Origin of the sequence: uncultured Methanobrevibacter sp., assembly GCF_934746965.1 — an archaeon.
Lineage (GTDB): Archaea > Methanobacteriota > Methanobacteria > Methanobacteriales > Methanobacteriaceae > Methanocatella.
In genome coordinates, this window is the sequence record NZ_CAKVFS010000003.1 from 42,832 (window position 1) to 62,696 (window position 19,865).

At 31.6% G+C, this 19,865-nt stretch carries 24 protein-coding genes; all 24 read right to left on the reverse strand.

All coding sequences use genetic code 11. From position 1 onward, the window contains the following. Position 1 precedes the first annotated feature (1 nt). A complete protein-coding gene (locus Q0984_RS02810; RefSeq protein ID WP_299523253.1) occupies positions 2 to 3,625 on the reverse strand; it encodes a hypothetical protein in 3,624 nt (1,207 codons plus the stop codon). 182 nt (positions 3,626 to 3,807) lie between these two features. Next, positions 3,808 to 4,581: a hypothetical protein gene (locus tag Q0984_RS02815; RefSeq protein WP_299523255.1), complete on the reverse strand. Its 774-nt coding sequence runs from the start codon at positions 4,579 to 4,581 to the stop codon at positions 3,808 to 3,810. 54 nt (positions 4,582 to 4,635) lie between these two features. Continuing rightward, positions 4,636 to 5,052: a hypothetical protein gene (locus Q0984_RS02820; RefSeq protein WP_299523257.1), complete on the reverse strand. Its 417-nt coding sequence runs from the start codon at positions 5,050 to 5,052 to the stop codon at positions 4,636 to 4,638. Positions 5,053 to 5,082: 30 nt separating this feature from the next. Continuing rightward, entirely contained in the window at positions 5,083 to 6,297 is a 1,215-nt protein-coding gene (locus Q0984_RS02825; protein WP_299523260.1) for a hypothetical protein, read from the reverse strand. 5 nt (positions 6,298 to 6,302) lie between these two features. Continuing rightward, complete coding sequence (locus tag Q0984_RS02830) at positions 6,303 to 6,542, reverse strand: hypothetical protein (RefSeq protein ID WP_299523263.1); 240 nt, start codon at positions 6,540 to 6,542, stop codon at positions 6,303 to 6,305. A gap of 3 nt (positions 6,543 to 6,545) precedes the next feature. After that, the gene (locus tag Q0984_RS02835; protein ID WP_299523266.1) at positions 6,546 to 7,181 is read right to left on the reverse strand and encodes a hypothetical protein; all 636 of its coding nucleotides are present in this window, start codon (positions 7,179 to 7,181) and stop codon (positions 6,546 to 6,548) included. A 2-nt stretch (positions 7,182 to 7,183) separates the two neighbouring features. After that, the gene (locus Q0984_RS02840; RefSeq protein ID WP_299523269.1) at positions 7,184 to 7,621 is read right to left on the reverse strand and encodes a hypothetical protein; all 438 of its coding nucleotides are present in this window, start codon (positions 7,619 to 7,621) and stop codon (positions 7,184 to 7,186) included. Beyond that, positions 7,618 to 7,962, reverse strand: coding sequence for a phage head closure protein (locus Q0984_RS02845; protein ID WP_299523272.1), 345 nt, complete (start codon positions 7,960 to 7,962; stop codon positions 7,618 to 7,620). Before Q0984_RS02845 ends, Q0984_RS02840 begins: the two co-directional genes overlap by 4 nt. After that, positions 7,963 to 8,442, reverse strand: a complete 480-nt coding sequence (locus Q0984_RS02850; RefSeq protein ID WP_299523275.1) for a hypothetical protein — start codon at positions 8,440 to 8,442, stop codon at positions 7,963 to 7,965. It lies immediately after the preceding gene. Positions 8,443 to 8,781: 339 nt separating this feature from the next. Then, positions 8,782 to 9,738, reverse strand: coding sequence for a DUF5309 family protein (locus tag Q0984_RS02855; RefSeq protein WP_299523278.1), 957 nt, complete (start codon positions 9,736 to 9,738; stop codon positions 8,782 to 8,784). A gap of 22 nt (positions 9,739 to 9,760) precedes the next feature. After that, the gene (locus Q0984_RS02860; protein WP_299523281.1) at positions 9,761 to 10,756 is read right to left on the reverse strand and encodes an HK97 family phage prohead protease; all 996 of its coding nucleotides are present in this window, start codon (positions 10,754 to 10,756) and stop codon (positions 9,761 to 9,763) included. A 230-nt stretch (positions 10,757 to 10,986) separates the two neighbouring features. Beyond that, positions 10,987 to 11,274: a hypothetical protein gene (locus Q0984_RS02865; protein ID WP_299523284.1), complete on the reverse strand. Its 288-nt coding sequence runs from the start codon at positions 11,272 to 11,274 to the stop codon at positions 10,987 to 10,989. Then, a complete protein-coding gene (locus Q0984_RS02870) occupies positions 11,258 to 12,808 on the reverse strand; it encodes a phage minor head protein (RefSeq protein ID WP_299523287.1) in 1,551 nt (516 codons plus the stop codon). Before Q0984_RS02870 ends, Q0984_RS02865 begins: the two co-directional genes overlap by 17 nt. 6 nt (positions 12,809 to 12,814) lie before the next feature. Further along, on the reverse strand, positions 12,815 to 14,092 hold the full coding sequence (locus Q0984_RS02875) for a phage portal protein (protein ID WP_299523290.1): 1,278 nt from the start codon (positions 14,090 to 14,092) through the stop codon (positions 12,815 to 12,817). Between the two features lie 9 nt (positions 14,093 to 14,101). Beyond that, positions 14,102 to 15,367: a terminase large subunit domain-containing protein gene (locus Q0984_RS02880; RefSeq protein WP_299523293.1), complete on the reverse strand. Its 1,266-nt coding sequence runs from the start codon at positions 15,365 to 15,367 to the stop codon at positions 14,102 to 14,104. Positions 15,368 to 15,482: 115 nt separating this feature from the next. Beyond that, positions 15,483 to 15,896, reverse strand: a complete 414-nt coding sequence (locus tag Q0984_RS02885) for a hypothetical protein (protein WP_299523296.1) — start codon at positions 15,894 to 15,896, stop codon at positions 15,483 to 15,485. A 9-nt stretch (positions 15,897 to 15,905) separates the two neighbouring features. After that, entirely contained in the window at positions 15,906 to 16,472 is a 567-nt protein-coding gene (gene folE, locus Q0984_RS02890; protein ID WP_299523299.1) for a GTP cyclohydrolase I, read from the reverse strand. A gap of 4 nt (positions 16,473 to 16,476) precedes the next feature. Then, entirely contained in the window at positions 16,477 to 17,064 is a 588-nt protein-coding gene (locus tag Q0984_RS02895) for a 7-carboxy-7-deazaguanine synthase QueE (protein WP_299523302.1), read from the reverse strand. 7 nt (positions 17,065 to 17,071) lie between these two features. After that, the gene (locus Q0984_RS02900) at positions 17,072 to 17,440 is read right to left on the reverse strand and encodes a 6-carboxytetrahydropterin synthase (RefSeq protein WP_299523305.1); all 369 of its coding nucleotides are present in this window, start codon (positions 17,438 to 17,440) and stop codon (positions 17,072 to 17,074) included. A 13-nt stretch (positions 17,441 to 17,453) separates the two neighbouring features. Next, entirely contained in the window at positions 17,454 to 18,185 is a 732-nt protein-coding gene (locus tag Q0984_RS02905; RefSeq protein ID WP_299523308.1) for a hypothetical protein, read from the reverse strand. A gap of 14 nt (positions 18,186 to 18,199) precedes the next feature. Next, a complete protein-coding gene (locus Q0984_RS02910; protein ID WP_299523311.1) occupies positions 18,200 to 18,757 on the reverse strand; it encodes a ParB N-terminal domain-containing protein in 558 nt (185 codons plus the stop codon). A 43-nt stretch (positions 18,758 to 18,800) separates the two neighbouring features. Further along, entirely contained in the window at positions 18,801 to 19,187 is a 387-nt protein-coding gene (locus Q0984_RS02915; protein ID WP_299523314.1) for a hypothetical protein, read from the reverse strand. Next, complete coding sequence (locus Q0984_RS02920; RefSeq protein ID WP_299523316.1) at positions 19,174 to 19,329, reverse strand: hypothetical protein; 156 nt, start codon at positions 19,327 to 19,329, stop codon at positions 19,174 to 19,176. The genes Q0984_RS02915 and Q0984_RS02920 overlap by 14 nt, the downstream gene beginning before the upstream one ends. Before the next feature lie 112 nt (positions 19,330 to 19,441). Then, positions 19,442 to 19,615 carry a hypothetical protein gene (locus tag Q0984_RS02925; RefSeq protein ID WP_299523319.1) on the reverse strand — a complete coding sequence of 58 codons (174 nt, stop codon included), beginning with the start codon at positions 19,613 to 19,615 and terminating at the stop codon, positions 19,442 to 19,444. Between the last annotated feature and the right edge of the window lie 250 nt (positions 19,616 to 19,865).

Here is a 19,865-nt window from a genome sequence, read left to right on the forward strand (position 1 = left end):
ATCATACACCACGAATATTAGGATTATTAATAGGTTCAAGTCCTTCTAATGCGAGTAATAGCATTTGTTTAGCTTCACGACTGGTTTTATTACGTGCATCAATAGGAATAGCTCCTTCATTAAAATTCATTATAACAATTTTACTATTACCTCCACCCATGGTTGGTGTAGTGTTTACCATCGTGTTTAATCCTGTAACCATGTTAGGGTCAATGTTTTTTTGAAGTCCTAGGTCAGCAGTTAAACTTGGATTCCCCCATGCGTTAACTACATTCCTTGAAATGTTTTTAACAGCATTTATTAAAGCTTTTGCACCACTATTAACTTTTTCCACACTGTATACTCCAATTTCTTTACCCCACATCCTAGCAATAGCACCTGGAGAATGTGAGTCTGCTCCTTCTTTAGCAGCATCTACAGCGTTTTGTGCTGCTCTCCTACAAGCATCTGCTAACGCACCACTACCATTATTAACGGCTTGAACTGCGTAACTCATTTCTTGTTTAGCAATATTAGCTATTTTAAACGTGTATTTAAATCCATTTGTTGCTTCAGTACCCATTGTACGTGCACCACTAATTGCAACTGATTTTGCTTGACTCATTGCTGAACGTACATTAGATGAAACAGCAGAACCTAATCCATTCATTCCACTACGAATACCATTTTTAATCCCTTGACCTACAGATACACCTGAAGCTCGAGCAGTTACAGCGTTAGCTCTTACAATATTTGTGATTTGTTTCATAGCATTACGTACTTGTGAAAGAACACCACTTATATTCCCTACACTTTGTCCATTTAATCCTTTTAATTCATTTATTATTTTTTTAACGTTCTCTACTGCATTATGAACATTAACACTTGATTGAGGATTAATTACAGGTACATTATTAACACCTGTAACAGTTGTTGATAAATTTTTAACAGCATTAGCTAAAGGCACTAATTTAGGACCTACCTGTGTAATTGTGGGTAGGTTAGCTAAGGTTAGTACTCTGTCTGCGATAGGTTTAAGGTAATTTCTTGCTTGTTCAACCTTTGTACTGACGGTGGATAATCCTTCAACACTAAAATTACCACTTGAAGCAACTCCTGTAACGGTTGTTTTAAGTGCTTTCATAGCATTTGCTAAAGGAACTAACTTACTTCCTACAGGAGTGATTACAGGTAATTCTGTACTTAATTTGTTTATTTGTTCACCAACAGGTTTTAATACAGTTCTAACAGTACTTATTTTACTGTCAACACCATTTAATTGACCCATTTCAGGTAAATTACCATTTTTAGCTACTGATTGAACTGCTGTTTTAATAGGTTTCATTGCATTAGCTAAAGGAACTAATTTAGGACCAACTGGAGTAATTGTTGGTAAATCACTAAACTTGTTTATTTCTTTAGCTGCAGATTTTAAATTAGCATGTGCTGCTTTTAAACCAAGAACACTGAATTTACCACCATTCCAAGCAGTATCAATATTCACACTACCTAATGATTTCATTGCTGAAGATACATTTTTCATTGCATCTCCAAGGTCTTTTAATCGTTTACTTGCATCTTGATTTATTTCCGGTAAATCACTGAAACTATTAATAATAGGTACTGCTTTTACGAGGTCGTCATGTGCTTCTTTTAATTTGTTTAAAGAACCACCTGTAATATAATTAATGAATCCTCCGGTCCATACGTCCATACTAGTACTGTTCATACTACCTACAGCAGTACTTAATCCTTTTAATCCTTCACCTAAGGATTTTAGTTTTGCTACAGCATCTTGATTAATTGCTGGCATGCTTCCAAGACTGTTGATAATAGGGACTGTTGCTTTAATACTGTTTGCTGATGCTGCAATTGTACCTAAACCTATACCTATAGCATTAAATCCTGCTGAAACTATACTTACAGCTGAAACAATAGTCATAGCACCTATAACTTTTGCAAGTTCCCAAACAGCAGTACCTATCTGTTTCAAACCATTAACACTACCGGAAAGGTCTATTTTATCAAAACCTAATGATTTAACCAACTCAGCAATTAAACGAGCAAATACTAATGCCTCTGCAACAAGAGCAGTAATAACAGGGATAATAATTGCTATAACCACTGCAACCTGTAAAATAGGAGCTAACATTGACATTACACTAGAACCAAAACCACTAAACGCTCCACTCATTTTACCTGCAGATTTACTGCTTTTTTCAATTTTACTTGCTGTACCTTCAGGCACCATATTTGCAGCTTCACCTACTCCCTTCATGGCTTTTTGACCTTTTTTCATGTCTTTACCAGCAGTTTCAACTTTTTTAGAGGTTTCACCTGCTTTTTTCATTTCACCTGCAACTTTTTCCTGGTTTGCTTGGTATTCATGTATCCTGTTAATAATATTAGAATCCCAGCGGTCAGATGACATTGCTTTTAATGATTCAGGGTTTTTCCATGCATTTGGAGAATATACTTTTTTAGAAGTGTTCTGTACTTTATTATTAATTTCACCAGTATTTTCTAAATCAGATAAAAGGTCTCCTGCTTCTTTACGGTATTTCACGTTATCTTTTTTCATTTGTTCAAATGCACTTAATCCTGCTTCTGCACCTGCTCCACCTATACTTGCTCCTGCTTCTGCTCCTTTAGTGGTTTTACTTGCAGTACCTGTAACATCAGAAGCAATCTCAGAACCATTTTTAATAGTTTCCTGTGCATTTTTATAAGTTTCAATAGATGCTTTTGCTTGTTCCCATCCTTCCTTTAATGCTTTAACTCCAGATGCCATTTGTGAGAACGTACCTAAAGCTTGAGAACCTAAACTTATAATTTCAGTACCCATAAGTATACTTTTAGTTAAAAAACCACCTGTAGCTTCATCTAATGCAAGGAATCCTTGAGCTCCTTGTTTGAGGAAAGGTAGTAAATCATTACCTATTTGTTTACCAGAACGGCTGAAGGCTTTACCTACTTTTGCTTCAATACCTTGAAAAGTATCCATCATGTCTTCATTAGCACCTGCAACCTCCTCAACTGCTGCAAGATATCCATTAACATCATCTTCTTTACCACTCCACAAACCCGTACGCATAAGTGCATCTTCAGATACCCCATACTGGTCAAGTGCTGCAAACTGCCCTTTAATACCTTTACCTAAATCTTCCATTGCAGTTTGTACTCTTTCTTCACTACCAGTTAATGCAAGTACATTATCACCAAAAGATGCAATTTTACCTGCATTAGCCTCCATAGTAGCACCACTCGCACCTGTAGCAGATTTAAACGCATTCATTGCAGGGATAAGACTTTGCATACTTGTAAGATGATTATCAGTAACCTTATCAATAGTATTATACATTGATTCAGCTTGAGCTGCAGTATCACCCATACCCTTAATAAGAACTTTGTTAACCTCTGCAGTCTTAGAAGTACCCATAATAAGTTCATTACTGGTTTTACCAGTTAAATTTCCAAGTGCTGCGATAGAAGCCCCTTCAACTGCATTTAAACTATTTGCAACACCACTTACAAAACCTGTTGCAGCTGATTTCAATGTACCAAATTTAGACTTAACACTACTCAAACCAGGGGATACATTGTCTTTAAGGGATATTGTTACTTCTATATCTTCTACAGTTGCCATACGGTTTTTATCCTCCTAATTCATCTTTTAATGAGTTTATTTCTCTTTGTTCTTGTCGTATCTCTTCACTATAAAACATAATAAGTAATTTCATATCAGGTGTAAACTTATTTCGGATCACATAACTTATAGGGCAATGTAAGTGTTTACTTACACGAAAATAAACCTGCCCTATAAAACTTTTAATCAGTAAGAAATAAGTCGTCATCTTCTGTTTCAGTTAAATTAAGAATATCACGCACTTTATTATATAAGGAAACTTTATAACTTACATCTATTTTTTTCCAAAACGCTACTTTTTCTTCAAACGTGTTTATATTACATTCTTTGAACTCTACTTGACGTGCAAGGAATTCATCCCAGTCTTTTTCACGTGCAGGAATATTATAAATTTGGTCTTCTGCTTTTTTATTTATGTGTTCTAACATCTTTGATTCTTCAGAGCTTAATGTTTCACCTCTTGTTGCTTTATCTGATAATAAACGTTCTTGTTGTGTGAATTCACGGAATAAATTAAGATGGTTTTGCATTTCTGTTACTGCTTGACTATTTGTTAATGGTTTTACGATTAAATCTAATATTACATCTTGTGAACCTACACGATAACGCATTTTTAGGTTGTATCTTTCTTGATTATCTAATAAGTCTAATAATTCTTTTTCAGATTTAATAATACGTGTTGCTTTCTCATAATTTTCTTCTGTAGGTTTATATTCATTTATTAATGACCTGTATTTACCAAGCAACTTTTTTAACTCTTTGAATTCTGTATGAGTTAGTTTTTCATGATTTCTGCATTTGTTACAGATTGTTTGTTCTTTTTCTGTTAATTCTTCAAGGGGTAATCCTTCTACCTCTGAAGGGAAAACATGCTCTAAAAGATGTTTATCCATTATGTTAAGTTCTTCTCTTTCCATATTACGTTTTTTATGTTGTTTGTTTTGTTTTTTAGACATATACAATCAAACCTATTCATATTTTTTTAAAAAAAGTAAAATAAAAAGGATTATTTAATTTTTATCCTTTTTACTTAAAGCTTCACCTTTAACGGTGAATTTAACACCTGACTCTTGTTCCCAGTCAATATCTGTGATAATACACCCATAAAGTGTGCATTGTTCTTCGTAGTCTCCATCTTCTACATAGTTATATGCAGTTACAGACATGCTGAGTTTGTCTTTTTTCTGTTCTTTCCACCTATCATTAATGATATCGAAATATTGAGGTAATACTTCACTAACTTCAAAAGTGTATTCTTCTTCTGATAATTTCCATCCTACACCTGTATAGGAGTTAGTGACTGTTTGTCTTTCTGATTTTATTTTATATCCGATTTTGAAACTGTTACAAGGGATTACTTCATCACCAAGTCTTATTTCTGCTAAATCGTATTTGTCAGTTCCTGTTTCAATTTTTGTATCAACCATCGTGTTTCACCTTCTCAAAAAAAATTATTTTTATTTGTCTAATATTTTTACAACAGGGTCAGATACATATACTCCGAAGCCTATTGCTAATGAACTGTTCACAGGTACGGCATTACAATCAATAGTTAATGTATAAGGGTTACTATCGGATTCATTAACGAATGCTTGAGTTCCTGTCATCATATTACCTAATTTGATTTCTTTATCAACAAGAGTGTTTACATCTGTTTGTAAATGTTTTAACATGATGTCAGTTTCATTTCTTTTTAATTGTGTGAATGCAATATCATACATTTCACGGATTAAATGGTCTGTGTTTCTTCTTGCATGAATTAAACAATCGTTAGGTCTGTTTTCTTCATCTTTACTGAATGCAGTTGATACTGCAAGATTTAAACGAGTGAAAACAGATTTACGAGTTAATTCATCACGTATGAAAATAACGCCTGCTTCTTGAAGCTTTTTCTCTTCCTCAGGAGTTCTTTTATTAAAAATACCCTCATCAATAGTACGGAATTGCTCATAACCAGGTTCTTCATAGTAAGGAGTTACACAAATACGTGCAATACTTCTACCATAACATGTAGGTTCAATTAATCCTATTCTACTATGTTGAATGAATTTACCATCACCTTTAGAGTCATTAGTAATAGCAATTAACTGTTCATCTGTTGCATTTTCAAGTGTGAAATAAGCAATACGTGGAGAACCGTCTTCACTATCAGTGAGTATGCTTGTATAAGCTGATTCCATTAATGCTACTACATCAGTGTTTTTTGTGTCTTTATAGGTGGATTCTGTGTTTAAACCAACATATACTTCGAGTTCAACGTCTCTTTTACTTTTAGCTAAATCCATTGCTTTTAACCATGTTGCTCTTCCATCAGATTCGGTTATGCCTGCAGAACCTACATCAATAACATAAACATAACTTACGCCAACATCTCCACTTTCTTTTTTAGCAGATTCTTTGAAGAAATCTTTTAAAACAGTTAATAATAGATTGCCTTCAGTTTTAGTTCCAATCCCCCCATTCTGTTTTGTTTTACATGCATTAGCATAATTTTTAAATTTACGGATTGTAATCCCTGTTTCAGTACTAATAACTGAACCATCTTCGTCTTTTCCTAATTCCATACCAGTAGTCCCTATAAAAATAGGTATTTGACTACCTTCACCAGTCCAAGCTGGATTGCTGTCTAATTCGTGGTATTTAACAGCAGGTACATCTCTTATATCGTACATTTTTTTTAACCTCTATAATCTTTTAATATTTTGTTAAATTCAGATTCGGTAATGGTTGGTTTAATGTTTTTAACACCAACTTCTTCTTTTTCAGTATCATACTGGGATTTTAAACCTGCTTTGCTTAAAGCCCCTACAATAATGTATTCTCGTTCAGGTGATTGTGAGACTAACTCGTATAATACTGCTTTTTTCTCTGTTTTCTTCACATTTTTTTCAGAAGTATTAGTTTTTTTAGTAACCATGTTTTAATCACATCTTAAATTAAATTCAGAAGCAACTGAGCCTCCTACATTATAAAAAGTATAGTAATACATTTCAAAGTTTAAATCAACATGAAAAACAGGAGGAGACACATCATACTCAACCATATTCGTTGCAGGTTCCATGACGAACGTGTTTTTAATAATATGATGTTGTTTGAAAAAAGAACAATAATCATTACCCTTTTTGTCAGGACATTGTTGTTTTGCACTGAACCGGTTTTTCACAGTCAAAGCTTGACAAGTTACTTTATTTTCAGATGTGGATAAACTTAAACAAGACTTATCCATTCTTTTATAATGTTTACAACGTTTGTAGGAGTTACTGTATGCTTCAAAAATAATTGTATCTACTGCAGATTGTAGTTCATGCATTTGTTCAGGACTATTCGCCCATAAACTAACTGTTACTGTTGCATTACGTTTCAACTCAAGTGTTTCTAGGGGAGTGTGTCTAATACGGCGCGTATCATTTACAGCAGATGATTTACTTTGCTGAATTGTAATACAAGGTGTTTCATCAGTAGGATATGCTCGAACAAGAACAGGAACACGTTTATTTTTATTAATAAATACTTCTCCTTGAAATAAATTTAATAATGCACGTTCCATTTGTAACATACTTATTTCACCCCATGTTTACGTAGATTTCGTTGAAATATTTGCTCTAACTTATTAGAACCAGTAAACTTATGTACTGCTACAGTAACAAACCGATTTCCCTGTATACCTGGGTGATTTACCTTAGGAACAGGGTGTTTAGCACCTTTCCAATATAAAGCCTTTTTATTTCTAGGAACAATCGTATGAGGACCAGTCCCATAATTCACATAAGGCCAATACCGTACACGATTTATAACATGTGTGGTTAAACCAGAGTGTTTTGCTTGATGCCCTCTCATAAGATTTCCTGAAGGATTTTTGAATTTAGCACGGCTTAACTCTTTTTCTAATTCTAAACCTGAGTCCTTTGCAATATCAGACATTATTTGAACCCAGTTTGACGGATCTGTTTTTTTATGAAATGATTCATTAAATTTAATATTGAACATTTCACTCATTCTAAACTCACATCCCGTAATAATTGGATATTTACCTTAATATGGCTGGGTTTAAGTAGATGGTTCATTTTCATAGGTGTTCCTAGTATTGTGTACATCTTATTTTCAATAAGTAATCTGTCAGTTGATTGTAAATCTACATCAATATCAATGTAGATTTTATAGGTGTCTTGAAGTATTTCACCATACGTTTTAAGTGTTTCTTGAGGGCTTAATGGTTGGAAATCTATAGGTATGGTTTCTGTTTCTTCATAAGTACCTGTTTTTTCACCGTATTCATTATAATCATCGGAGGGAGTGTATTTAAGTATGGTTGCAGTAGTATTTTGAAAAAAAGGCATTTATATCAACCTTACCGTTGTATTGTATCTTTTTTTAAGATTGTTTATGCGGTTTTGAATTAATGCTCCTGTACTAATGCTTGTATCGTAACTTATACTCACATCTCCTTCTTTTACTGTACTTGCATCTTTATTTAAATCATTATTTTTAAAATAATCCATCATTAAATTTAGTAAAGGGTGTATTACAGTATCATATTCGTTTTTATTAAATCCACTAGTATATTTTAAATTTAACAAACCAGTATAATGTTTTTTTAAATAAATTATACCCTGTTCTTCATCTAAAATATAATCTGTAGGTTTAATAGTTGTTGAACCAATATTTAAACTAATAATCTCCACTATAGGGTAAAATACAGGTACAATACGGTCGTAATCAAATTCTTCAATTTGAGTATGTGATTGAGGATTGAATGTGAAACCTAATTGTGATTCAAGATCCTTTTCAAGATAATCATATAATTCTTCATCATTCATTCTTGTTAATCCTCCTTTAAAAAAAGAAGAAAAAAGGTTCTTTCTTCTTTTTATTGTATAATTATTGATATTGATTTAGTTGTTTTTGAAATATCTACTGTAGTACTTGTAGCATTGTTTACCTTTGCAATTGACCAGATTTTTTCTCCTTCGGTTTCAGTAGTTGTGTAGTCTACACTTACAGTATACTGACCTACAGGAACATTTTTAATGGTACAACCACCTGCACTTCCTGTTGTACCTGTGTAATCTTCACCTAAATTAACAACAACGGATTCAACAGGTGTACTATCTTCTTTAGTAACTGAAATAGTTACATCAACAGTTTCAGGATTCCCCTTAATTGCTGGGGATTTTAGTCACATCAATTCCTGTAATAAGTCCGTTTTTGTATTCTGCAAGGTTTTGGCTGGTTAAGAAGGTTACAATAGCTTCTTTAGTACCTAATTTAGTAGTAGGTAAATCTGTAAATAAGGTGGGTGGCATTAATCTTTGAACCTCAATAGTACTTGAATCTACAAAGAGCATATCATTAGTTTTAAGGTTAGAATCAATAAGAATAGGGACTTCTAAACCATTTGGAGCTTCATATGCTACTACACGATGTCCTAAACCAATATCGATTTTATCATTGTATCTTCTGTAAGGTGCTACAATCTTTTTCAAGACTTTTGCAACTGCGTTAGTGGTTACAATACAATCAGGAGTTCCTCCATTCCCGTCGATAATGTCAGTTAACATATCATCAATAATATCTTCAGTAATTGCTTCTTTGTTTAAATCCTCTTTGTTGGTTTTTACAGCATTTGTAAAACCTGTAAAGTCTTTAGTTGAAGCAGAACCAGTTCCTTGAAGTAATGTATCGTCAGTTATATTTGTTACTTTAATATAACCGTCTTCTACCTCGTTTGCAAGTAAATCAATATGTTTATTACCCATTTGAGCCATTAAGGAGATGTCAATAGGGTGAATGATGGTTTTCATTTTTTCTACTGTTTCATCATATTTAGAAGCAATAGCTGCAGGTATATCATCATCTTCAGCTATGAACTGAGATGCACTGTTACTTGTTTTCTTATAGAACCCTACATAGGTACTATCAGAAGTTAATACCCTACCTTTACTTTCAAGGAATCTGAAATAAGGTGCTTTTTCAAATACTTTTGTTTGTAACTCAGGAGTGTAAGATATCTGCATTGATTGTGCAGCATCACTAGTAATCATCATTGCTTTTCTTAACTCTTGAATTTCATTAGATTGACTTTGCATTTTTAATTCTAAGTCTTTCATATTCATTATAACTCAATCCTCCAAAATTTTATCTTAACATATTTTGTATCATTCTAGCAGGAGTGTTATTTCTTTTATATACTGCTTCTGCTATCTCAGAAGGTGTGAACTCTTTAACAGCAGGTTCATTACCTTCATTTTGAACTGTGTTTAATTCTTCAGTAACATGTGAAGGGTTTGCTTCACGATTTTTATCAATACTTTTAAAAAATCTACCTAATTCCTTTTGAAGTGTTTCTTGGATTATAGATTTTGTTTCCTCAGTTGTGTTACCTTCTTCCCCTTCACCTTCAGCAGGTTTTTCTTTTTTATCAAGAATGTCGTTTACAATGTTTTTAATATCTGCTTGTACGGTTTCCATGATTTTATCAGATATTTCTTGTTCTTTTTCAGTCATTAATTCATTGAATAAATCAACAACATCGTTTTCTGTTAAATTACTTTCTTGAGGTTTGTTTCCCTCAGTTGTGTTATTTTCATTAGCCATATTGTTTAGCTCCTGTTTATTGTTTTTATATAACTGATAACATGCTCCTGTTACACAGGTACTTTCAACAATATTATTTTTTGTGGTTGTAATTGTTCCGAAAGTGTCCATGTTTGCAGGCATTGCAGTTAAACTTATTTCATATAAGTTTATGTCTTTAATTTCCCAACCATCTTTTAAGGGAGTGTAATCGATTACATCTCCTCCTATACTTAAACCAAGGTTTATGCCTATGTCTAGCATTTCCTGTATTATAGGGGAGTATTTGCTAAGTATTTTAGCTTTAATTTTAAGTTCGTGTTCATCGGTTTCTAAAACCTCAGTTATACTTCCAATTACTCCTTTAAATAAACCGTAATGATGGTCACCATGTAAATTGCAGGTTAATGCTTGTTCTTTCATGGATTCTATAGCAGATGGTAGGACAATATCCCCATGCAAGTCCTTATTAGTGGTGCTTGCAAGACCAGTTATTGTTAATGTATCCTCAGTTATGTTTTTAGATAAAGGAGCATACACTTTGAATTTTGTATTCATAAAAATTGAACACCATCCCATTTTTTTTATTATATATTTTTTTTTAAGGGTGTGCTTGAGGAATTAAACCTCATATGGAAAAAGTAGATTATTATAAGCACACATACAGACAAATGAGAGGAAAAGAAGTGTTCTTCTTTTCTCTCTTTTTAGGAATAAGGGGAGTGTAGAAAATTTTTGTTATAAATGGATAGTTTAACGTCTAAAAATTTATCCAGGACGAAAAAAAATTAAATTACATCATCAAACGAAGATAAATTAACTTGGTGAGGATTAACCTTAATTTCATTATCAACAAATACATGTGAGGCTAAACCACGACTACAAGGTGTAAAACAAATCTCATAATCATCAGTTTCAAAATTAATAGTATCACTATCTACTAACTCCATCACATCTTCACCATCATCATTAATTTTAGATCTGAAATATTCAATATTTAAATATACATATAGTTTATTATTAATAAGTTCTGTTTTTACATTATTTTCTTCACTTAAATTAATTATATTCTCCATACACTAACTCCTCTATAAGTTTACAACGATTAGGGAATTTTTCTTTAAACTGTTTATTATCCTGTAAATATAAAGACATAGATTCTGCAAAGTCCTCACTATATTCACGGTAATGTAATTTCTCCTTATAATTCTTTTTATATGTACTTCTAGCATAATCAGAAGGATATGTTTTATAAGTACGCATACGTGGTTTACCATTAGGTTTACGTAAAATTTCCCCATTTATTTCGGCAGGTTTACGCACATAATCCTTTTTAACCATGTCCCTATATTCTTTTGAATTAGAAATATTATATATACTATTTTTATCCTCATATTTACCTTCAGTTAATTTATTTTTTGTGAAATTATCAAAAAGGTGTCCTAATTCATGATAAAAAGTATGAATAAATTGTTCTTCAGATTCTGGTTTGTATAAGGTTATACTAGGTTTATTAGACCTATGATATCCTCCTAATGTACTTCTACCTGATTTTATGAGTTTTGCTGAAACACGTATTTCTTTTGTATATATCTTAACATTTTCAGGTAATGAATCATATAATTGTTTAATCTGTTTAAATGAGGTGTAATCTATACCTTCACCTAATTTTATTGTAACATCATTATATTCCCGTACGTTAAATTTTTCATCTTTACCGTACATTGTATATTCGTCAGTTGTATATTCTTTATATTTTTGTTTTTTCTGAGTATTTGCTGAATTAATTTGTAAAGAATTATTTGTAGGTTCTGTATCGATAGTATCATCTAAATGTGCAGTCCATCGACAACCACAATTAGGGTGACGCGGGATTAGTTCTTCAACTTCAGTTATTTTATAGGGATTTTTTTCTTCACATTCTAAACAGATTGTACAAACATTAACTCCTTTAGTCATCCAGTCAACCAGTTTTACATTATAATTAGCGTAGGATTGGAGAATTGCATTATTTTCTGCACGGCTTTTCTCTGTTCGAGCTATGGTTAATGCTCTTTGATAAGGAGATAATGTGGAGTCATCTAAAGGTTCGAGTTTACGGTCTTTTATACGTTCAGCTATCTCGGAAACTCCTTTTCCTTCAATTAATCCTGCTTGTATCTCTTCACGTATTGTTTGTATAGTATCAGCATTTACATTACGGATAAGATTATAATTATATTCTTTTAAATTTCGTAATGCTGTTTTATCTTGTTCTGTGAATGTTACATGTCGTTTAATATCTTTATAACCTTGTTTTGCTCCAGTTTCATAGATGTTTTCTATTATTGTATCCACACTTTTTTTATTATCTGATAATAAATCCATTATATCCTGGTCTAAATCATTAAACATTTCTGTTTTATATTTTGCTTCAGTTTTAAAGTATTTAGCAGCCTCAGGAGTATCCAACCAAGCTAAATGTTTATTGAATGTTTCATCTAATATGTTAGCAATATTTTCATATAATTGTTTAGCTGTAGCATCATCATATATACTTTTAACTGTAAATTCATCAGAACAGTTTAAAATATCTATTAATAAATGATTAGTTTTAATCCTTTCATTCATAAATAATCAGTATTCTTTACTTAAACGTTCATATAATAATGCTTTCTGTAAACTTTTAACCTCAAGAGACTCTAACTCATTCATATCATTAGGTGAATTAGCTAAAGCATATTGACTATAATTTAAAGGAGCATTACCCCAATCCACCGGTGCTAAACCATAACCTGCCCGTACCTCATTAATATAAGTAGACCCATTCTTTAATTGTTTATCTTCAATATTTGCACGTGTTTCTTTGTTTTCAGTATCAAGTTTATTATAATTGAATACTTCCTCAAAACCACCATGACCTAGTATGCGGTTAAATGCTCCTTCAATAATTTTACATTTACCTGCAAGTGTTTTACTGAAATCTTTATCCTGTGACTCACCTGTACCTGAACCTAAAGAAGCTGTTTCACGTATACTTAATTTAGCAGGCTGTACACCAAAACCGGTTAGTATTCTATCACGTGCATAATTCAATAAACTAGCAAAATCCATATCCCGATTAGTGGAGCTAATACGTTGATATGTACCTCCCTGTATAGCAATAATACCTTTTTTTTCTTTCATTGCTTTCAAACGATTAATGTTAGCATCAACAGCACCTTTAGGAGTTTCAGAGTCAAAACTCATAACACCTAAGGGATCTACTCCACTATGTTCGAAAATGTCTTTGTTATGTTTCATTCCCAGGAATTCGAGTGCGATACTTAATCCTATACTGTCAATTATGCTTGTACCCCATCTTATGTTTTTAGCACGAACAGGAGGTTTATAAATATGTATTATCTCATCATTCTCATAATGATAACCCGTATTTCTTAATGTCCATTGATTTACTTCAGTATCATAACCTATTAACTCTGTAGGAATGAAACGAAAACCGTTCGGTACGTTATCTGCTATTTTATCATGATTAACCTCAATGAAACAGTCACCTGTTGCAAGCCAGCTAGTCCATATCTGTGAATTTAATATAGGAAATGTTGCTTCACTTTGACGTCCTTCTGGGAAATTAAATAAACCATTTAAGTAATTAACAGAAGCATAATTAACAACCTCAGAATTAGGATTATTAATACTGAACCCATTGTTTAATGATTCATCACAATATACTTCAATACATCTTGAAACATATACGTTATTTAATGCGTTGTAATAGACTTCTAATTCCCCTGCAGGTTTATTGCTGGACATGAAACTCCACGCGTACTCATTAAGGAATAGTTCATATAAACTATCTCTTTTAGGACGTCTTAAAGAAGGTAAATTTCTTTTAATTGTGTTAAATAAACTCATTATATATCCTCACCATTCAATTATGTCAATAGCCACATCCTCTGAACCTATATAATTCTTTTTAAGATAATTATAAGCATGTGCAGAAGCATCAACTATATCTTTATGTTCACCATAAGGGAATTTTGTAAACTCCTCAACCAAGACCTCACGTAATATAGGGTCACTTATACATATCATAACATTCCCATCGAGAATTGCGTTTTGAAGAGGTGTTGCACGGTCTACCTTACTATTACCTGGTAAAGCTAAAGCTTGTTCTACAAAGAAACCAGTTAATTGTGTTTCCCATTCTCCATAGAGGAGTTTTCCTGCAGCTGCTACACCTGTTTCAATTACTATTTCCGTGTTCACTCCATCCTGTTTTGCAGTATCAATTATTTGATTTTTTGTTTGTTTACCGAACTGACCATATACGAGGTTGGTTATTGCTACTGTTCTATCATCATCAAGTACTTTCATTAATACTCCTGCAGTGTAATCGTTTTTACCAGGTTCACTGGAAGCTATATCCCATGCACGTACAGTTGCATTCTTAAAACTTAAATCATCTGTATTTGTTCTGTAATCAATATTTTTCATGTCAAAGAAGTCACTTGTATCATCAATAGGTTTTTGTTGATACTGTGATTGAAATTTAACTTCTTTAATACTTCTTCTTTTTTCCTCAAGTATTTCACGTGTATATACCTCAGGCCATAACGGTTCACCTTCATCTGATAAAGCAGGTAATGTTATGAATTCATATTGATTACTACGATGTTTTTTAAAGACTCCTTGTAAATCCTTTGTATGCCATCGTGTATGTAATATTATTACTCTTGTGTGTGGTTCAATACGTTGTTCCACGATTGTATCAAACCAATCCAGTTTTTTAGCAAGTAATGTAGGAGTTATATCATCAAACCCTTTGTAAGGGTCATCAATAATAAGGTAGTCAGCATCTTGACCGGTAATACTTCCTCCTGCACCTGTTAAACGTATACTGCCGAGGTAATTCTTTCCTTCATTATTACAGAGCATAATATGAGTGCTACTATGTTTATCCTCTGACAAATAAACATTAAAGTATTCACCATACATTTTAATGTATTCACGTAACCGTATACCGAATTTTTCACTTAATGTAGACTCATTATTAATAATAAGAATATTTAAATTAGGATTTTGAAAAATCAACCATAACGGATAAGCAATAGTCACAAGACTGGATTTACTATGCCGTGGAGGCATTGCAACACACAAACGTTTACTATTATCCTTTTGAAGCTTCATTAAATGTCTGCTTAACATATGTATATGTTTAGCAGGATAACTCTTAGAAAAAATACTAGTAATAAATAATCTATAAAAAAGATATAAATCACTACAACAGTATTGCAATTTTTCCTCAATCTTCATGATATTCATTTAGTATTGTGTCGATTAACTCTTCATCAAATAGGTTAGTTATATTGTGTTCGTGTTTTAAATCACCTTTAAGTGATATGTCTTTACGTAATCCAAAGTTTTTAGGGTCTATTCTTTCTAACCACCATGCGTCAGCTTGCCATGTCCCGTCTTGACCTGCTTTACGTATGTTTTCAACACGTAATGCTATTGCATATGCTTTTGCTTCCTCTACTTTATCATAGAATTGTTTAAATTTACCAGAACGTGCTTTTTCCCCTTTATTATACCATTTATAGAACGTTTGTACTGTTATTCCTGCGATTAAAGGTGCTTTGGATAATGGCATACCTCTTTTTATTTCGTTACATATTTGTTCTGTAATTTCTACCGTTAATTTTGAACGCCTACCCATAACACTCACCTATTTGATTGAATTTAAAAATTCATTCTTCAAGGTAGGATTTGTTAAAAATACACCCCTAATAGAACTTGTTGTAACCTGTGTATTCCTACTTTCCACTCCCCTCATTTCCATGCAAAGATGTTTACTGTTTTTAATAAGTACAATCACACCTTTAGCGTGTAACTGTTTATATATAAAATTAGCTATTTCTTCAGTTATATTCTCTTGTACTTGAAGTTTATGTGAAATGTTTTTAATTATCCTTTCAAATTTACTTATACCTAATATTTCACTATTGGGAATATACCCAATATAAATTTCCATGCTAAAAGGGAGCATATGATGACTACATGTACTATATGCTTTTATAGGACCTATTACTATTTGTTGTCCACTATTTCCTTGTATAGGGAACGTTTTAATATATTCTATAGGGGAAACATTATATCCTTCATAAATTTCTTTATATACTTTTGCAACTCTTTCAGGTGTTTCTTTTAAATGAGGATTATTTCTCCAATCCAACCCTAATCCTTCTTCTAAGATTTCCCCTATTTTCTGTTCTATTATTTTTTGATTAATCATTACCTTATTCAACTCCTAAATATTTATGTAATTGTCCAGATATTCTGTAATTGAATGTTAAAGGAGTGTTTAATATGAGTTCAGTTATTTCTTTAGCTTTACTAAATTCAGGTTGTAAAAAAATAGTATTTGTGGATTTATCTAAGATATTATTTAATTTCTCTAAATCTGATTTATTTTGTATTATAAATTTAAAATAGATATTATTATAATATTTCCATGAATTGTAAGTGTTTTTTAAATTTATTTTTGGTGAAATTACATATGTGACATTATAAGGTAGGAATAAGGGTGTAGGAGTGCCATTTGTTTCTATTTGTATTTGATAACCTTTTTTTAATAGGTTGGAACATAAAAATGTTATGTCCTGTAATAAAGGTTCTCCTCCAGTTATTACTATTAATTTATTAGAATATTCCTCTATTTTTTCTATTATAGTAGTTATACCCATTTTTTCTTTTTTTGTAAAGTCTGTGTCACAAAAACTACAGTTAAGATTACATTCTGCTAATCTAATGAAGGTTGCAGGTGTTCCTATAAAAGGTCCTTCACCTTGAAAACTAGAGAATATTTCTATGATTTCTAAAGTCATATTTTAATCAACCTTCATCTTCAATATAGGTGCAGTAATTTGTAGGAGTTTCATATATTTTAACAGAATACAAATCAACTAAGCTCTCTTTTAAATTGTCATATATCCATTTTGCTAAGAACTCTATGCTAGGATTGTCTTCATGTGTTATCTCATTAATATTAACATGATCTATAGGGAATAGTTTTTTCCATATTTTGTCAAAATCATATAAATCAATTAAAAAATTACATTTATTATTATTAATCTGAGAGTAAGGTGCTTTGATTGTTAATTCAATTTCATATTGATGTCCATGTAAAACCCCACATTTCCCTTTATGATTTTTTAGTTGATGACTACTATATAATACGTTTTTTGTTGTTAAATATAACATTAAATCCCTCCTATTAATCCTTATGGTAATATTGCCATTTTTCGTACATTTCTTTTTGAAAACGAATATGTCTCATTAATTCAATATAGGTTAATTTTTTATGATTTTTAGAAAGATATTCAGAAGATATTTTTCTTGAGTTTAATTTACCAAACCTAGAAGCTAGAAACCAGCTAGTCCCATCACAAGTATCAAAAGGTACTTTATTTAAAACATTTTTCCTTAACATACCTAAACCATGCACTTTTGTATTGTGATTGTGAGCATATCTCACAAATTTACCATAATGTTCAGGTTTCACAGCATTATTATTCACACAAGGAATAGCTATAAAATCAAATTCATGACATAATTTCTTAAATTCAGATACACCTAATGATTTGTGCCATACCGGAATTATTTTATCAGTTATCTCCAATAATTCCTCACGATATTCTTTTACTTGTGAATATCCAACCATATTGTCAATATCTAATTCAAAAAAACCTTTTACCATTGATAAATGATGTGTTTCTTCTATAAATTTTTTATAGTTATTGAAATATTGTTTATGATCTAATTTTACAGGTCTTGTCTGAAAACTATATCCTCCACTATCAACGATAATACTTTTTGCATATTTTAAAAAAGGAGTTATATTTTGTGAATAATAATAACTAAATAAAATATTAAATTTGGGTAATTTCAATGAATCATTTAAAATTGATTGGAATGTTCCTCCTGTTTCAGCACAATACACATGCATCAAAAACCACCTGACTATATCTCAAATTTCTCACCACAATGAGGACAAGTCACCATATTAACCTTTTTTGAGGTATCCTCAGACAAATCAGAATCAGAAATATTATCATCATATTCAATATCCTCAATAAATTCTAATTCAATTAATTCAAATTCATCAAAACCTGTTAAATCTAAATCCAAACCTAAATCATCTAACTCATTAATGACCTCTAACAATTTAGGATTATCCCAATCTCCACTAATCTTATTTAACGCAAGATTCAAAGCCTTTTCATGAGCATCATCACGAATACTCAAATCAGTATCAGTAAAAACAAAACCAATCTCACCTAAACGAATCATAGACAATTCCTTAAAAAAACAATCATCCATCATAGATTCATCTAACAAAACATCATACCTTTGATGTCCACCCACAATATGCATATTTTTCAAGTTGACGATAATAGGATCTACAAGACCAAACGTTTTTATACTGTTTTTTAGTTTTGTATAGTCTTCTTCACTTATTTTACGTGGATTGTATTCTGCAGGTATTATATCAGTTATTTTAATTGTTTCTATCTCCATACTCCCTTAATCCCCCTTTTTTTTCATTATCACTTTATTAACTTTATTTTTGGTTGATGCATTGTATTTTCTCTAATTCTTCCTCGACCATTTCTTTTGCTATTTCACGACTTAATTTATCTAAATCATTAAATACGGTTAAGGATTGTTCTTTAATCTTCAAATCAATTGCATCTAATTCTTCTTTTTTCTTTTTCTCCTTCCATTTATCAATAGTTATTATTATCCAAATAGCCATTACGATAAATAAAATTCCGAGTAATAGGCTTAGATTGTGTCCTCCAAATCGTACAGGATTTTTTGTTAAGCTATCAGTTATGAGTACTACTCCTATACTTATAAAAGCTCCTGAGAGTGTTGTTTTAACAAATCCGAATAACCATACTGTTTTACGGTAGGGTATTGTGTCTGTTAGTTTATGTTGCTTCATCTTGTACTCCTATGTCTTTACTGAGGTATCCTACGAGTCCTCCTAATGCAACTGATGCTAATTCAATATTTTTTTGGTTGACTGCATATAATCCTATGATTATTACTCCTGCGAGTAGTAGTGTTTTGTTATTTAATTCCATATAGTTTACCTTTATATTTTTTTTTATGATGGAAGGGTCTCCGATTTGAACGGATAATATTTTTTTAATTCACTCATCTTTAATTAATGTAAAAATTGCCGAGAACAACAGCTCATTCTGGTTGTCCGAACCCTTCATATACTGTACCGCAGTTTTTGCAGATATATTCGTCATGATGACTATTATATACAATAGGGAAACATTCACTTATGTTTTCTGCATGTTTGAGGCATAGATTGTATTTTATTATACATTCTTTGCAGATTAATGCGTCCTCATGTTTCATGTTTTTAAATAAGGTATTGTTAATCATCATATTAAGGAGAAAATAATGAAAGAGTATTTTAGGTCGGATTCGTGTTTCTAAGAAGAAAATAATAAAAAATGTATTGAACTATAAAAGGATCATTTGTAGTAAAATAGATGATAATAAAAGATTTTTACCCTCCCTAAATGTGTCTCTTTCATATCTTAATGTGGACATTTAGGTTAGCTAAATGCTATAAAATAAGAATGTTATTTTGTAGATTTATAAA

Coding starts and splice junctions, on each gene's coding strand:
- Q0984_RS02810 (WP_299523253.1), bottom strand. CDS start 3,625: ATGGCAACTGTAGAAGATATAGAAGTAACAATATCCCTTAAAGACAAT.
- Q0984_RS02815 (WP_299523255.1), bottom strand. CDS start 4,581: ATGTCTAAAAAACAAAACAAACAACATAAAAAACGTAATATGGAAAGA.
- Q0984_RS02925 (WP_299523319.1), bottom strand. CDS start 19,615: ATGAAACATGAGGACGCATTAATCTGCAAAGAATGTATAATAAAATAC.
- Q0984_RS02885 (WP_299523296.1), bottom strand. CDS start 15,896: ATGGGTAGGCGTTCAAAATTAACGGTAGAAATTACAGAACAAATATGT.
- Q0984_RS02910 (WP_299523311.1), bottom strand. CDS start 18,757: ATGGAGATAGAAACAATTAAAATAACTGATATAATACCTGCAGAATAC.
- Q0984_RS02905 (WP_299523308.1), bottom strand. CDS start 18,185: ATGCATGTGTATTGTGCTGAAACAGGAGGAACATTCCAATCAATTTTA.
- Q0984_RS02895 (WP_299523302.1), bottom strand. CDS start 17,064: ATGACTTTAGAAATCATAGAAATATTCTCTAGTTTTCAAGGTGAAGGA.
- Q0984_RS02820 (WP_299523257.1), bottom strand. CDS start 5,052: ATGGTTGATACAAAAATTGAAACAGGAACTGACAAATACGATTTAGCA.
- Q0984_RS02840 (WP_299523269.1), bottom strand. CDS start 7,621: ATGAGTGAAATGTTCAATATTAAATTTAATGAATCATTTCATAAAAAA.
- folE (WP_299523299.1), bottom strand. CDS start 16,472: ATGATTAATCAAAAAATAATAGAACAGAAAATAGGGGAAATCTTAGAA.
- Q0984_RS02835 (WP_299523266.1), bottom strand. CDS start 7,181: ATGTTACAAATGGAACGTGCATTATTAAATTTATTTCAAGGAGAAGTA.
- Q0984_RS02860 (WP_299523281.1), bottom strand. CDS start 10,756: ATGAATACAAAATTCAAAGTGTATGCTCCTTTATCTAAAAACATAACT.
- Q0984_RS02875 (WP_299523290.1), bottom strand. CDS start 14,092: ATGAGTTTATTTAACACAATTAAAAGAAATTTACCTTCTTTAAGACGT.
- Q0984_RS02830 (WP_299523263.1), bottom strand. CDS start 6,542: ATGGTTACTAAAAAAACTAATACTTCTGAAAAAAATGTGAAGAAAACA.
- Q0984_RS02845 (WP_299523272.1), bottom strand. CDS start 7,962: ATGCCTTTTTTTCAAAATACTACTGCAACCATACTTAAATACACTCCC.
- Q0984_RS02920 (WP_299523316.1), bottom strand. CDS start 19,329: ATGGAATTAAATAACAAAACACTACTACTCGCAGGAGTAATAATCATA.
- Q0984_RS02915 (WP_299523314.1), bottom strand. CDS start 19,187: ATGAAGCAACATAAACTAACAGACACAATACCCTACCGTAAAACAGTA.
- Q0984_RS02865 (WP_299523284.1), bottom strand. CDS start 11,274: ATGGAGAATATAATTAATTTAAGTGAAGAAAATAATGTAAAAACAGAA.
- Q0984_RS02870 (WP_299523287.1), bottom strand. CDS start 12,808: ATGAATGAAAGGATTAAAACTAATCATTTATTAATAGATATTTTAAAC.
- Q0984_RS02850 (WP_299523275.1), bottom strand. CDS start 8,442: ATGAATGATGAAGAATTATATGATTATCTTGAAAAGGATCTTGAATCA.
- Q0984_RS02855 (WP_299523278.1), bottom strand. CDS start 9,738: ATGAATATGAAAGACTTAGAATTAAAAATGCAAAGTCAATCTAATGAA.
- Q0984_RS02825 (WP_299523260.1), bottom strand. CDS start 6,297: ATGTACGATATAAGAGATGTACCTGCTGTTAAATACCACGAATTAGAC.
- Q0984_RS02880 (WP_299523293.1), bottom strand. CDS start 15,367: ATGAAGCTTCAAAAGGATAATAGTAAACGTTTGTGTGTTGCAATGCCT.
- Q0984_RS02900 (WP_299523305.1), bottom strand. CDS start 17,440: ATGTTATATTTAACAACAAAAAACGTATTATATAGTAGTCATCAACTA.